Here is a 14813-nt window from a genome sequence, read left to right as displayed (position 1 = left end):
ATAGGTTTAAGTCATTACCCATTCCAGAAGTGATGACCTATCGCGGTTTATCCTCAGTTTCCCGAGGTTATCCACGTCCCCTGGGCATGTTGACTACGTGTTACTGAGCCGTATGCCACATATTGCTATGTCGACTCGCATGGCTTAGTCCCACTCTGATAGCAGTCGGGTCCGGCAGGATCAACCGGAGTCAATGACAATAATTTAGTGATAAATTATTGCCTTTTATCCGTTGAATCACTACTTTGTTTGTTTGTTATCTATGTAATTGATATAACTACTAAGAAAATATCAATTAATAGATAACAGTCTTTGACTAGCAGCAGAAGACTCGTACATGTGTATATGTGTGTACATATATTTGTCTGTGCCACTAGTCTAGGACATTTATTGAGTTTCTTTCTTGACGACATTGCTCTGTTATTACTTCTAACAGAAACAAAATCAAGAAAGAGTAAAAGAGTACGATCGAAAAACTAGATTAAAGAATCTATATTGTGTTGATTATTCATTCTATTGGATCATCTTTAATGCAATCACAAGAGATAGCATCTCATCAAATGACTAGATTGTTATTCATCGAATCGTTTTATTATTATCATCTATCTGATCATTCCAATGTCAGATTCAATCTATCAGGTCAGCACTGATGTGTTGATTGAATCTCCCTTTATTACGTCTACTGATATTATTATGCTGTCAAGAGCGCACCTGGAGGTCTGTAAATCACATTATGGCATTAGCCAACTTCATTACCGACGCCGCCTTTTGTCTTGGATGCGTTCTATTTACAATCAAAAAATTATTAATATAAATCTTGTTTTTTTTTTAGAAAAATTTCTACTGATTGTAGGAAACCAATTTCACATCAGTAAGTATTGGGTTAACTAAAAATGTACACTGGATAGGATCCTTCACCAGATTGAATTCGACTTAAACCTATTCGAAAACAAATAAAAGATTCTATAAATTGAGAGTTAGTAAGTATGAAATATGATGATTATCTAGAGTTATACAAAACTAAAACATTTGAATCAATGAATTTATATTTTAGAGCTAGGGAAATTTTTCCTGGTGGAGTTAGTCATAATATAAGATTTTTCAAACCTTATCCGTTTTTTACACGAAAAGCTAGAGGAAAATTCCTGTATGACGTAGACGGAAATAAATACTTAGATTTTTGGAACGGTCACTGGGCCCTGATTCTTGGACATTCACCCTCAAAGGTAACACAAAAATTGCGTAAACAATTAAAATCCGGGACACTTTATGGAACAGCAAACGAGGTCAGTTTCAAGCTTGGTTGGGAAATAAATAAGGCGATTCCTTTGGCTGAAAATACTAGATTTTGTAGCACAGGTTCAGAAGCTACGATGTATGCTATCAGACTGGCCAGATCAGCTAGCGGTAAAAGAGTTATTGCCAAAGTTGAAGGTGGATGGCATGGGTTTAATACAAATCTTTTACAGTCTGTAAATTACCCATACGAGGTTGACGAAGGGTTGGGTTTGATTGAGGATGAAGGACATTTTGTAGAGTCCTTACAATTTAATGACTTGGAAAGGTCACTAAAGGTACTTGAATCAATAAAAGATGATTTAGCAGCTATCATTGTCGAACCCGTGCTAGGGGGAGCTGGCTGTATACTACCCAAAAATGGATATTTACATGGTTTACAAGAATTTGCACAGAAAAACGGAAGTTTATTTATTCTAGATGAAATAGTAACTGGATTTAGATTTTCATATGGAGCTGTAATGGATAACCTGAAGCTTGAACCTGACCTTTTTACTTTAGGCAAAATTATTGGTGGAGGATTACCGATTGGTGCAGTATGTGGTAAGAAAGAATTCATGAAGTTGGCAGATGCTACAGTAGAGGGAGATAAATCGACATATTGTTCTATAGGAGGAGGGACGTTTTCAGCTAATCCGCTAACAATGAAAGCAGGTTACCATACTCTAAAAACGTTGAAGAAAGATCCAACTATTTATGAAAATATAAATAATTTAGGTGAATTTACGAGGACTGGTTTAACCAAAATATTAAACGAGATGAAGATAAAGGCAGAGGTAACGGGAATCGGTTCTCTATTTATGATTCATTTCTTAAATGATAAAGTAAGAAGTATAAATAGCGCTTTGGATGCCGCGTTATCAAATAAGGAAATGTTAAACAATTACAATTTGGCATTGATGGCAAATCATGACATTTTCTTTTTGCCCGGCAAAATGGGTGCATTTTCAAATGCACATGACAAAAAGGATTCAATGAAGTTATTGAATGCTACCCGATCCATCTTTGAAAATCCTGGAAATGTAAAACCTAGTTAGCGAAACCAACTCAACTACCTGATTTGCTTAATTCTCTCGCCATAACGCCTTTTTCTTGGCAATTAGCATAAAAAATCCAAAATAAATTCCTTGTACTAATAGTCCTAGATATATAGACCAACCGTCTGGAACTGGAAAACCCATTGAATATTGGAGCATGAGTGAAGCATGAGTTGTGGGTACAAAATATGAAACCAATTGTAAAGGATCTGGCAGGGTGCTTATTGGATAAAATACAGGTGGAATTACGGCAATGATGACGTTCACAAAGGATATAAGCTGCGTTGCGTTTCGCATATGAAGCATATGTGAAGAAAGAAAAAATCCGATTGAAGACATCGTACCCCAAATCAAAATAACATTCAAAAGAAGCAATGGCAAAAAGGCTATCGAGATAGAAAAAAATACGGCCAAGGAAATTAGTACAATTAATGCGGGTAGTCCGTATAAGATTTCTGAAAGCGCTAAACCCAGCATGTAAACTATTGGTGAAACAGGAGAAGCTACGAAAACATCTTGCATTTTATACTCAATTTTGTATAGAGAAATATCCTGACCCAGTGCTAATCCATATCCTACCAAGGCCATCACCAGACTTCCTGCCACAGCAAATTGGACATATTGACCGTTGCTGACTACAAACAAAATAAACAATAAAGAAAATGGAGAAATCGCAGTAAACACTAGAGATAACGGGTTTCTTCGAAGCCACAGGAATCCTGTAACATAAGCGATTAGAAAGATTTGACTTGATACGGAGAAGATACTGCGTTTCAACCTAAATGACAAGTTACTTATCGGGTCACATTCATATATTTTAAACAAAGTTTGACTAAAACGGGCTCAAATAATTTATTTTTGATAGTTGAATCAATATTATATATACCGAGAATAATTGATACAAAGTGTAATTACTCATGCAATATACGAATAGATTATTTTCTTTCAAGCCTTCTCTAATTGAAAAAATTACTCTAATTGATAGTCATAAAACATCTCATCCAGCAAATTCAGGAAATATTGTTGATTCCGTTTCAAATAGATTACTAAAAAAGCATGGTAAGAATTTCAAGTTTTGGATAGAAGCTTATGGCTGTTCTGCAAACTTTTCTGATATGGAAATGATTGCTGGAATTTTGCAGCAAGATGGTTTTGATATGGCAGATCAGCCAGAGCTCGCAGATATTAATTTGATCGTCACATGTTCGGTCAAAAACTCAACTGAGCACAAAATGATTAACCGAATAAAAACATTGTCCAATTCCAATAGGCCACTTATAATTGCGGGTTGTCTGCCTGCAGCAGACGAAAGACTGGTGAAATCTCTTAGTCCGAAAGCTAGTTTGATTGGCCCTGACTCAGTTAAATCGATAACTGCTGTAGCACTTTACGCCTTACAACACAATCCGATAACCTATTTGGATTCTTTGAAGGATGAAAAGATAAATTTACCGAAAGTAAGGATAAACCCGATCATTAGTATCGTGCAGATAGCTACGGGTTGTCTTAGCGAGTGCACATTTTGTCAGACCAAACTAGCAAAAGGAAATTTGAAAAGTTTTCGAACTGGACACATCATTAAACAGATAAAATCCGATATTGAAACAGGGAGTAAGGAAATATGGTTGACCTCAACAGATAACGGCTGTTATGGATTAGATATAGGAACCAACATTGTAAACCTAATAAATGGATGTGAACAGATAGACAAGTATTTTAGAATCCGTTTGGGTATGCTAAACCCGATGTATTTAAAAAATTTTGGTAAAGAATTATCGATTACCTATTCAACTAGTAATAAACTTTTCAAATTTATTCACATACCAATTCAAAGCGGCAGCGAACCCATCCTGAAAAAAATGAAGAGGGGTCTGACCTTATCCTCTTTATTAGAGTTGGTCGATAGACTAAGAACGTCTATTCCAAACATAACAATTGCAACAGACATAATAACTGGCTTTCCATCCGAAACCGATGATGATTTTGATAAAACATTGAAACTGATAAGAGATATTGAACCTGATATAGTTAATTCCTCAAAATTTAGTTCAAGACCTGGAACTTTGGCCTCTAAGATGGTTAAAGTTAATGACGAAATAATCTCCATGAGGTCAGAAAAGCTTCATAAATTAATAAAGAAGATAGCCCTTGAAAAGAATTCCAAATGGCAAGGGTGGAAAGGAGAAATACTGATAGACGATATTGAAAATGGAATATTGAAGGGAAGAAATGACTATTATAAATCAATTTGTTTAGATCAAGATCCTAATCAGCTATTTACTTACTCAAACGATAAAGATCAAAAAAAATACAAGTCACTTGTTGAAAAAACTGAATTTCATAGTTTTTTTGCAAAAAATAGATCTCGATTTCAAAACCCGCATATGGGCAAAAGAGTAATTGTAAAGGTGATCTCAAATTCACATCATACTCTAAACGCAATCCCATTAGAAATAGTAAATTAATGAAAAATTAGAGACAACACTTTTATCTATCAATTGGGATTTGTTAATGACCATTGAGCAATACAAAGAAGTTTAGTAGTTGTATAGTCGGAGTTGGAGATGCAGGGAGTAGGATTACAATGGGCCTGATCAATCGAGTAAATTCCGATTATTTCTTGTTAACAAACAAATCCTTAAAATCAGTAAACTCAGACAAAGTGATACAAATAGATTCCGGAAATATCATCAATCCATCCCCCGAGGTAGTTAGAAAATCCTTTTTAGAAACAAGCGATGATATTTTTGGAAAAGTGTCTGAATTTCAGTCAATTATACTAATAGGCAACCTTGCTTCTAGGTTTGGATCGGCAATTTTACCAATGCTAGCTCAGTTGATTAGAAAAAAAACAGATATACAGATTGTATGCTTCGCAATTCTTCCCTTTGGTTTTGAAAAAGAAAAATTATTTCGATGCGGTGTATCGTTATCATTGTTAAGTAGCTATATAGAGAATATTTTGGTCATAGATAATGATGCAGTGATAAGAAACGATCTAGATTTGTCCTTAGATGAACATTTCAGCCTCACTAATCAAGCTATTTCCGATATAGTAATAGAATCCTTGAACAAAGCCTTTCCAAGTAAATTTAACTTTGTTACTACTAGTAGGCTTAATGCTCCCAAGATAAAAGATGCTTTTATAGACACGATGTCTGCTTTAACAGAGAAAATCAATCTCTCAGAAATTCAAAAGTATTCATTATATCTTTTCCAATCGTCTGAAAATGTATCAGTAATAAAGAACCTAGTTGAATCATCAAACAATTTGCTTCCTTCTGCTCAACAGGATATAAACTTGATATTAAAAGGTAACGGTCAAACTAGGTGTCACCTACTTGCAACAACAGATCATAAAATTGTTTCTCTGTACGACCCTCTGAATTTCTTGATACCAAAAGATAATGTTCTAGATTTTGAACCCGAAATTGCAATGCATGATGGAGTGAATTTGGATTACATAAGAGATTTAGAATCTACTCTATGGGTATAAAAAATTTTTAGGACATTTCAAATAACTAGAAATAATCTGGCTTTAATAATTTAAAAGAAAAATATTTTAAGGTTTTGAACCCGCTTCTTCGACAACATCATCTTTACTCTTGGTTGTTGTTTTGGTATCAGATCCAGATTCTTCTAGTTCAGTCTTGCTGGGTTCCTTCTCATCATCAGACACAGGCTTATCTCGTGATTCAGTATCGAGAATTACATCCTCGTATAATGATACTATGACTTGCTCATCGTCATCTTTGACGATCCTTACCCTTACTTTTCTTGGGGGATTGGTTTTTCCTTTTTCCCAAATATACCTGTTAAGTTCCTGATCTATCTTTACCTGGGAACTTTTCATATGTTTTGTTGCGAATTCTTTAATCATATTGATAACACGGTCGGTTCGCTTATGCTTTGGAGTTAACCATGCTTTGCTAAAATTTATCGTATATATTCTTGCTAATGTATCTTCAACATTTGACATTCTTATTACCTCCTAACCTTATCCGATATTCACATCTGACCTACGCCAAGACCTACGCTTTGGATTAGTTCTAACATGTCGATGTGTCCGAATAATGATCCAGGCTGGCACCGGTCTATTTTGTTTAATCTTCTTTAATAGTCTAATTTTTCTTGTGGTACTTTTGCGGGCAGCCATGCTAGATATCCTACATTGTATCCTATTTTTAAGTGTTAACCCGAAGGAATTGGTCATCCATAAATGATGATCTTATAAAATTGGACAAAACTTGAACGATAAGTCTAATAGACAGTACTGATCAATATCAATCTAATTTGTATGCTTGTGAAACATGTTTTAACTTTCTTCAATCAATACATAACAAGAAACAAATGAAGAGCATCAGTAAAATATCATCTGAAAACGACAGAAATATCCAATGTATGAGCAGTTATCACAAAAAATTGGTCGATAGTTTCAAGACATAACTTATGTTTTATCCATAGAAATAGAGTCGGACAGAATCTGATCGCCGATCTTTACATCGTATTTATTGGTGAAGTTTGAAACAACCTCAAGTACATACAGAGAATCACTTATGGGTGAATATGAAGTACAAGGTAATAGAAAGATACATGGTTGTAAGTTCTTTTCAATATGTACGATTTTACCTGCAGAATCTGCCCAAATTATGTCAATTGGAAACTTCATGTCTTTCATCCAGAAGGAATGCTTCTGAGGATTTTTGAAAACAAAAAGCATACCTTCATTTTCATTCATCGAGTCCTTAACGGCTAGCCCCTTCGATTGATCACTAGGTGTTGTTGCTAAAATTACGTCTACAGTCACGTTATTTACTTTGACAACAGATGTACTTTTGACATCTTCAATTAAATCATCAGGATCAACCAAAGCGAACGAAAATGCAACTTCACCCAGCATAAAGCCTGAAATTACCAGTAAAGTGAAGGAAAAAAACACTTTCAATGTTTCCAATGGGCAATCCCCAACATTTAAACATACAATTTTTATATCTTGTATGGAAAAAATTAGAAGTGGAATGTAACTGCAGATGTATTAGTTGTAAGAGTCAGATGCTGACTAGTAAAGAATTCATCGCTGAAGATGGTTATGAAGATTCACATCACACATGCCAAAACTGCGGAATACACTTCAACCACCTAGATGGAGAACGATTCACTAAATGTATTGTTTGTGATTTCGATTATGACAAGAATTTGACCCTCAAAAAAAACTAGATCAAGAAATTAGTTTTTCTCTTGACATAACCTCATCAAATTGTTCGGCAGTCATAAGTTCACGTTCTAGTACAATTTCACGGATATTTCGGTTGCTTGAAAGAGCTTCTTTATACACTTCAGCAGCCTTAAGATACCCAATAATAGGATTCAAAAGTGTTACAAGTACTGGACTTTTCTGAACATAAGATTGTAATTTGGCTTTGTTAGCTTGTATACCGTCAATCATATTTTTCGAGAAAATAGGCAGGAAATTGGTGAGCATATCTGTAGAGTCTAAAACTGATTTCACCATACCCCCCAACATAACATTTAGTTCAAACTGACCCGCTTGAGCTGCAAGACTGACTGATAGATCATTGCCTATGACTACGAAGCAAATCATATTCAGACTCTCAGATAGAGATGGGTTAACTTTGCCCGGCATTATCGATGATCCAGCATGAACTGCTGGAATTGTAATTTCAGCGAATCCCGCCATAGGTCCAGAGGCCATCAATCTTATATCATTCGATATCTTGGATAATTCTAGAGCCAGATTTTTTATTGCTGATGAACAGTTTGTAACTTCGAGTTTACTTTGCAAGGAAAAAAACAAATTTTTAGAAGGTTTCAAAGGAAATCCAGATATTTTTGCCAAATTAGACACTACCAAATCTTGGTATCCCTTTGGGGTATTTGCTCCCGTTCCAACAGCAGTACCTCCCAAGGCTACATAGTATAGCTCTTCAAGCGATTTATCTATCAAGTTTTTACATTTAGTTATAGCTAAAGCATATGCACTAAACTCATGTCCAAGGGTAACGGGAATTGCATCCATTAAGTGTGTCCTACCAATTTTGATATCTTCATTGAACTCTTTGGATTTTTTTTCAAGCGATTCAATAAGAACGTCTAAGGATTTTGATAACTCCATACAATTCATGATCGTTGCTAGGTGGATCGCAGTCGGAGATGTGTCGTTGCTAGATTGAGACATATTTACATGATCATTAGGACTGACCCGGTCATACTGACCCTTACTAAATCCCATAATTTCAAGCGACCTGTTTGCGATAACTTCGTTACAATTCATATTAAAAGCAGTGCTGGCTCCAGAATTCAGTGTTTCAATTACAAATTCCTGAGATAATTTCCCATCTAATATTTCATCACAACTCTGGATGATGGCATCTGCCACATCAGTAGGTAATACTCTTAGCTCTTTATTGGTGATAGCTGCCGCTTTTTTTATCATGACAAATGATTTAATAAAATTCCTATGGGGTGGCAATTTTGTAATTTGGTATTGCATTTTAGCCCGCATCGTAAATGGGCCATAGTAAGCATCAATTGGGACACGTATCTCTCCCAGAGAATCTTTGTCGATTCTAAAGTCTTGTGACATAAGTTTCAAATTTGGTAAGAGATATTAAAACTTGTTTCAAACAATTATCAAAAGTTTTTCAACCTAATCACATTAAACTAGAACGGAACAATATATTCGATCAAAATCAAAAATAGTTTAATCGAGGATTTTTTAAATGAAATATTTATACACAATTTAAATTATAACAAGAAAAATAGTATATTCTTGTGTTATAGTACAAATAAATTACGATTAATAGCGCGAATCATAAAATAAATTATTAAGTGTTTATGTAGGTTTGTTATTGATCAAATTTGACAATATCACATAAAGATATATTTATATCGAGTATTTATATACCCAAGGAAAAGAAATAATGCCCCAAACAAAGCCAATGGTAAGTATTGAAAACGTTGTTGCATCTGCAACGGTCAATCAAACTGTAAATTTAAATTTGATTACTCAAATATTTCCTGATGTAGAATATCATCCAGACCAATTCCCAGGATTAGTATTTAGGTTAAAAGCTCCCAAAACAGCTACATTAATCTTCAGTTCAGGAAAGATGGTTTGTACCGGAGCAAAGTCTGAAGAACAGGCAATTAAAGCTGTGAGAAACGTAGTCCAAAAATTGAGAAAGGGTGGAATACCTATTGAAAATGACCCAATCATCGAAATTCAAAATATTGTCGCATCTGCTAGCCTCGGCGGTAAAATACACTTAGAATTGGCAGCAAGAATCTTACCTAGGAGTATGTATGAACCCGAACAATTTCCAGGATTGATTCATAGAATGTTAGATCCTAAAACTGTGATTTTGCTGTTTGCAAGTGGGAAACTGGTTTGTACTGGCGCCAAAAAAGAAACTGAAGTCTACCGAGCAGTTACTAATTTGCACACCCTGTTAGAAGAAAAGAATTTAATGATCTATGAAAGCTAAGTTTCAACCATTTCATCTTTAATGGTACGATATTCAAAATCACTTATCCGCTTATTCTTTTTCAAGATTTCTATGGTTTGATTGATAGTAATCGCCCTATCAATTTTGATGTCATACACCCTAAATTTTTCTACTGCACCCTGATCTCTATCCATAATTACCACAACCCGATTGTTCTCAGTTTGATCGAATATTGTTTTTATTGCGTTTAAGAGAGAATTCCCAGTAGTAACTACATCTTCCACAAACAGCACTCTAGATCCAGATCTTAAATCACCTTCTATTTTTTTTTGAGTCCCGTAGCCTTTCATATCTTTTCTCACATAAATATGAGGTTTGAATAATTCGTAAGATAGTGCTGATCCAAAAATAGTTCCGGATGTAGGTATGGAACAAATATAATCAAACCCATCCCACCCGATGCGTTGAAAAACCAGCATTTTCAATAAAGATATGGCTTTCCTAAAATATACCGGATAACTTTGTAATATTCTCAAGTCGATGTAAAATCGACTAATGATCCCACTTGAAAGTGTAAAATTACCTAATTTTATAGCTTTGACGTCATATAAAAAAGTCACCAACTCGTCCCTCAAATCATCCATAGAATTGAATTCGTTCAAATTAGACAATGTAGTAATTGTTTGATTTAATAAGTTACTTGTTTTTCTACATTAACATATGCCAGAAATTTGGTTGGGGTATGGAGATTCGGAGATCATCTTGGACATCAAATATGAAAATATATTAAATATAATAAAACCTGAAATTAATCCATTAGATCAGGTAAAGATAAGTTCAAGCATCCGTAACAACTTGAATTTACAAAATTCTACTCTGATTCTAATTACTACTCCTTTTCCAAGAATGTGGGAGATAATCAAGATCATTCGAGATTTGGCCAATGAATCGAGAATTGAGTCGGTTGATATATTATTACTTTCAAAACCATTTAGCTTCAAACTGCGACAGGATATTTCCAAGGAAACGTTCGATATCGCTAGAATTGAGTCAGAAGAGGTATTGAAGAAGATTTCTCAATATAAGAACATAATACTAATGGATAAGATCGAATATGATCCTGTCTTTGGATTTAGTGGTAGTCCTGCGAAGCTAATTAAAAAATGCTATCCTCAAGTTATGAATCAAATCTATGCTTCAGTAATAGGTGAGCCACCAAAACCAGGTCTATGTGGAGAGGCATTGAAGATTTCTATAGAAGTCCTTTCAAAAATGGATTGTCAGTTAATTCATGTTCTTTCTGACAGGTATAGAATAGCCTCAATGTATTTTGGACATCACATCAGTTCTTTTATGACTGCAATTAGCAGTTTCCAAGAAGAGACTAGTATAACAAGTGATTATTCTAAATCAGCGTTCATTTCCGGAAACTCAACCTACTCATCTCAAATAACTTTAGGTAACAGTTTAAATCTATTGTGGAATAATTGTCATTCGGTGACAGATGGAGGAACAATTGTATTGTTGTCGGAGAACAGAGGCGGTATAAATGAAGGAGCCATATCAAAATATGTTGAAGGAAGACTAGATCTTAATGGATTAGATAAGTACCAATACATTTACGAGCTAGAACACATTAACTTCCTTCAAGTACTAAGGGAAAAATACGAAATAATTTTGATATCAACTTTACCTCAAGTCTACCTGAATAAACTGGGAATAAAGTCGATTTCCAAAATTAAGGACGGATTAGATTGGATTATCAAAAAAAATGGCAAGTTCTCAAAGACTAACATCATCCCAACATCAGAAATAACCAAGGTTACAAATACCGCTACATAGTACAAGGCGTCACCTGTATTGATTAACCATCAGCTTTTCGATACCTTAATAAAAATTATTTATTTGATATTTTATTAAGAATGCCTTGAATTTGTGATACATTAGCTTCGGATTTGAATCCTGTGGAAGAAAAAATAGTAGTGCTAGACTTGAAACCTTCTTCCTGGAGACTTTTGACAATTATGCTTACCGGTAAAGTACGATTGCGCAAGAGCTTGCCGAACTCATCACTTAGATAGTGATATGGCTGATAATCAGATTCAGCTTTAGCAATACTAAAAAATTTTTTGATTATTTTGTTCGGTACGTATGAATGCTTATTGTCACCAGTAAAGGTTTTTTCGGGTTCCACCAAATTTTGAATCAAAGTATCAATCATATTTTTATCAAAAATATTAGAAGACCATATTGGTCCTGCCAAACGTGTCTTCCTTTGACAAATTTGACATTTCAAATTTGGATCGTGAATTTTGATCGATGCTCTGTATCCACATTCAAAGCAGTGCTGAACGTAGCCGATATTTTCGGACACCCTATTAGCTAGTCGGTTACTCTTCGATACTTTACAGAATACTCGAATATAATTTCTATACGAATGAGCAAAAACAGGTATTATGATCATATCAAACCTAGATGCCACCATCGCAATGCAACCCAAAAGGATTCTGGTACCTATTTCTAAAGAATATTTTGTACGTAACGGAATTCCATAATATTTTCTAGAACATACCCTTGGGTAAACTCCTAATAGAACAGCTGTATCCGTTGCAGTAACAGAAAGCATACCATCATTCTCAATTGCCCGCAAGACGCAATCTATGTACTGTACTGGTGAGCCAAAAGGATCAAGATCAATAATTGTTCCTCTTTCTAAATAATCAAAATGATTCTGCAAAAAATGACAGACTTCATTATTGGAAAAGTTACATTTATGATATATATTGTTTAAGACTGAACTAGATTTTGCACTTTGAAGGGCAATGTAATTGTAATCATTAAAAATAACCTTCCGCACATTTGGAATCTCTTTCGCGACTCTCAGACCTCTCGCTCCCACCCCACATAGAGAATCGACAAAAGAAAGATTCTTTCTTGGAAATCGAAGAAAATTCTTGTAAATCAATATTGAAATTTCCCTGTTAAATCTTGCTGCAGGGTTAAAGAAAGCTGGGAATTTTGAAGGTTCTTTTTGAGTTAAAGAAGGAGAAGGGACCAATATTTGAGTAGAACCTTCTTTTGTCAAAGTCCAAGGCTGCGAAAGATACTTTTTTTCCAAAATTTTATGAGAGGCATACCCCTATTTATTTAAATTCATAGTCATATTTTTTAAGAATTGAAAATCTTAGACGATAACGATTTTGTGTATCAAACTTTTGAAATAGAGATTTGCGAAAAAGGCTTAGATATCTATGTGTTTATTCTTTATACGAAAATTCTCAAACCATTCTACAGTGATAGATCTCAGTAATCCTTAGATAAAAGAATGCTTTGATAGTAGCAATTCAACATTATATTATTTGTCTCACATCAAAAAGATTGAATCTAGTGTGTGAAGACAGTTCACTTGTAGAGTAATATGTCGGGTTGATTTTGGTTACTCTCTTTATTAAAACTTCGTTCTTATAATTAAATACATATAAGTTACAAATTCTCTCCTAAATTAGTTGATCTTAGGTGGAATCGATGAAGCTGGCCGTGGATCAGTTATGGGGCCATTGGTAATCGCTGGAATATCGCTTGATAGCGAAGGTATCAAATACTTGCAAAAAGAGGGTGTAATTGATTCAAAAAAAATGAATCCTTCTAAGAGAGAACTCCTTTATCCAAAGATTATTTCGTGTGCTAGATCGGTATACATCTGCAGAATTGACCCTAAAACCATAGATTTGTATGTAAATCAAAAAAAACTAAATATATTAGAATCAAAATTTATGACAATAGTCTCTGATAACCTGGATGCTGACAAGATAATAATTGATGCATGTGACATTAATTTGGTAAGATTTAAACAAAGTATTGTTCAGAATCTGATCAATACCTCCGTAAAGATTTACTGTTTTCATAAGGCAGATTCTGACAACATAGCAGTATCAGCTGCTTCAATCATAGCTAAGGTTACTAGAGACAGGGAAATTGTAAGGATTGAAAGAAAACTAAATAAACACATTGGGTCGGGCTATCCTTCAGATCCCGTTACTAAAATTTTTCTAAGAAACAATATAGAAAATGCTATGATCAAAGAATATGTTAGATTCTCTTGGAATCCAGTAAAGTGTATATTAGATGAGCTTACTCAAACAAGAATTCTTTAATAAAATAGGAGAAAATTTTTGTCAGCCCATATATTTGGCATGGATTAAAGAATGATCTTTATCAAACGGTTCCAAATCTACTATTTGAAGAATCTCAAAATTATTCTTTTCCAATTTTTTCGCCTCGTTTTTTGTTACAACCTTGGGGTCCATTAACACATCAATACTTCGAGTCTTGATAATGATAACAAGATGACCACCTCCTTTTAGATAGCTCTTACAATTATTGATAGCAATTTCAGTTTGGTCGGGCTGTGCAATATCTGAATACACTACATCCACTAATCCATAATAAGAATAATATTGTAAATAATTTCTTGCATCCATCAAGATCGGTATTATATTTTTTCTCCTTGAAGCCACATTTTCAAGAAATTCTCTGGCGACCCTGGCCGAAGGTTCTACTGCAAAAATTACGCCCTTACTACCAACTATGTCAGATACGTGACTGACAGTAGTACCTGTAGAAGCACCCAAATAAAGAACAGATGATGATTCTTTAATAGGATTTTCTTCCAAGTTTCTCAAGATCGCAGCGGCTAGTTTGCTTCTAAATGGTTCCCAAATCCTATATTCTACATCTTCTAATTTTATAATCTTCTCACCATAAACGCTTTTTTGTAAATCCAAGTTTTGTGTAGCCAAATAGCGTTCCTTTGAATTATCAATCAACATGATAAATGACCCATTGTCAAACTTTTTATAAATAGACAGGTGATTCATTCTCTAATTATTCCACCTACACTCTCAACTATCCTATTTTTTATTAGACTTGTGAAATCTTTTTTTGAATTTATTCTTCTTAAACTTAAAGTCACCATCCCTGTCTCTATCACCATCTCTATGTTTATCATGATTCC

At 34.4% G+C, this 14813-nt stretch carries 15 protein-coding genes and 1 rRNA gene; 6 read left to right on the top strand and 10 right to left on the bottom strand.

The annotated features are described in order from the left end of the window. A 16S ribosomal RNA gene (locus tag ACMT7R_RS12055) occupies nt 1-191 on the bottom strand; the annotation flags it as partial. Between the two features lie 795 nt (nt 192-986). Here ACMT7R_RS12055 and ACMT7R_RS12050 point away from each other — a divergent pair. Further along, on the top strand, nt 987-2333 hold the full coding sequence (locus tag ACMT7R_RS12050; RefSeq protein ID WP_415312194.1) for an aspartate aminotransferase family protein: 1347 nt from the start codon (nt 987-989) through the stop codon (nt 2331-2333). Nucleotides 2334-2360: 27 nt separating this feature from the next. Here ACMT7R_RS12050 and ACMT7R_RS12045 read toward each other — a convergent pair whose 3' ends face one another. After that, nucleotides 2361-3158, bottom strand: a complete 798-nt coding sequence (locus ACMT7R_RS12045; RefSeq protein WP_415312193.1) for an ABC transporter permease — start codon at nt 3156-3158, stop codon at nt 2361-2363. 92 nt (nt 3159-3250) lie between these two features. On the opposite strand from ACMT7R_RS12045, the gene ACMT7R_RS12040 reads away from it, so the two are divergent. Beyond that, nucleotides 3251-4798, top strand: a complete 1548-nt coding sequence (locus ACMT7R_RS12040; protein ID WP_415312192.1) for a tRNA (N(6)-L-threonylcarbamoyladenosine(37)-C(2))-methylthiotransferase — start codon at nt 3251-3253, stop codon at nt 4796-4798. 119 nt (nt 4799-4917) lie between these two features. Then, on the top strand, nt 4918-5829 hold the full coding sequence (locus tag ACMT7R_RS12035) for a hypothetical protein (RefSeq protein ID WP_415312191.1): 912 nt from the start codon (nt 4918-4920) through the stop codon (nt 5827-5829). A 66-nt stretch (nt 5830-5895) separates the two neighbouring features. Here ACMT7R_RS12035 and ACMT7R_RS12030 read toward each other — a convergent pair whose 3' ends face one another. The 4 genes from ACMT7R_RS12030 to ACMT7R_RS12015 all read right to left on the bottom strand — a co-directional run bounded on the left by ACMT7R_RS12030 (nt 5896) and on the right by ACMT7R_RS12015 (nt 8937). After that, nucleotides 5896-6312, bottom strand: coding sequence for a 50S ribosomal protein L31e (locus tag ACMT7R_RS12030; RefSeq protein WP_415312190.1), 417 nt, complete (start codon nt 6310-6312; stop codon nt 5896-5898). Between the two features lie 18 nt (nt 6313-6330). Next, the gene (locus tag ACMT7R_RS12025; protein ID WP_144734863.1) at nt 6331-6489 is read right to left on the bottom strand and encodes a 50S ribosomal protein L39e; all 159 of its coding nucleotides are present in this window, start codon (nt 6487-6489) and stop codon (nt 6331-6333) included. Nucleotides 6490-6780: 291 nt separating this feature from the next. After that, the gene (locus ACMT7R_RS12020; protein WP_415312205.1) at nt 6781-7272 is read right to left on the bottom strand and encodes a DUF192 domain-containing protein; all 492 of its coding nucleotides are present in this window, start codon (nt 7270-7272) and stop codon (nt 6781-6783) included. Between the two features lie 279 nt (nt 7273-7551). After that, nucleotides 7552-8937: an aspartate ammonia-lyase gene (locus ACMT7R_RS12015; RefSeq protein WP_415312189.1), complete on the bottom strand. Its 1386-nt coding sequence runs from the start codon at nt 8935-8937 to the stop codon at nt 7552-7554. A gap of 337 nt (nt 8938-9274) precedes the next feature. Between ACMT7R_RS12015 and ACMT7R_RS12010 the strand changes: the two genes are divergently transcribed. Next, nucleotides 9275-9838 carry a TATA-box-binding protein gene (locus ACMT7R_RS12010; protein ID WP_134485301.1) on the top strand — a complete coding sequence of 188 codons (564 nt, stop codon included), beginning with the start codon at nt 9275-9277 and terminating at the stop codon, nt 9836-9838. Here the strand turns inward: ACMT7R_RS12010 and ACMT7R_RS12005 are convergent. Continuing rightward, nucleotides 9835-10461: an orotate phosphoribosyltransferase gene (locus ACMT7R_RS12005; protein ID WP_415312188.1), complete on the bottom strand. Its 627-nt coding sequence runs from the start codon at nt 10459-10461 to the stop codon at nt 9835-9837. The genes ACMT7R_RS12010 and ACMT7R_RS12005 overlap by 4 nt on opposite strands. Nucleotides 10462-10519: 58 nt before the next feature. Here ACMT7R_RS12005 and ACMT7R_RS12000 point away from each other — a divergent pair, with 58 nt between their 5' ends. Beyond that, nucleotides 10520-11641 (top strand): hypothetical protein, encoded by a 1122-nt coding sequence (locus ACMT7R_RS12000; protein WP_415312187.1) that lies wholly within the window; start codon nt 10520-10522, stop codon nt 11639-11641. Between the two features lie 55 nt (nt 11642-11696). Here ACMT7R_RS12000 and ACMT7R_RS11995 read toward each other — a convergent pair whose 3' ends face one another. Beyond that, nucleotides 11697-12917 (bottom strand): hypothetical protein, encoded by a 1221-nt coding sequence (locus ACMT7R_RS11995; RefSeq protein ID WP_415312186.1) that lies wholly within the window; start codon nt 12915-12917, stop codon nt 11697-11699. 388 nt (nt 12918-13305) lie between these two features. Here ACMT7R_RS11995 and rnhB point away from each other — a divergent pair, with 388 nt between their 5' ends. Continuing rightward, nucleotides 13306-13953 carry a ribonuclease HII gene (rnhB, locus tag ACMT7R_RS11990; RefSeq protein ID WP_415312185.1) on the top strand — a complete coding sequence of 216 codons (648 nt, stop codon included), beginning with the start codon at nt 13306-13308 and terminating at the stop codon, nt 13951-13953. A gap of 21 nt (nt 13954-13974) precedes the next feature. Here the strand turns inward: rnhB and ACMT7R_RS11985 are convergent, their stop codons facing one another. Next, nucleotides 13975-14676, bottom strand: coding sequence for a fibrillarin-like rRNA/tRNA 2'-O-methyltransferase (locus ACMT7R_RS11985; protein WP_415312184.1), 702 nt, complete (start codon nt 14674-14676; stop codon nt 13975-13977). Further along, a complete protein-coding gene (locus ACMT7R_RS11980; RefSeq protein WP_415312183.1) occupies nt 14673-14807 on the bottom strand; it encodes a hypothetical protein in 135 nt (44 codons plus the stop codon). The genes ACMT7R_RS11985 and ACMT7R_RS11980 overlap by 4 nt, the downstream gene beginning before the upstream one ends. Nucleotides 14808-14813: the final 6 nt, after the last annotated feature.

This window comes from Candidatus Nitrosocosmicus sp. FF01 (assembly GCF_047711275.1).
Taxonomy (GTDB): Archaea; Thermoproteota; Nitrososphaeria; order Nitrososphaerales; family Nitrososphaeraceae; genus Nitrosocosmicus.
This window is presented reverse-complemented; position numbering and strand designations above follow the sequence as displayed.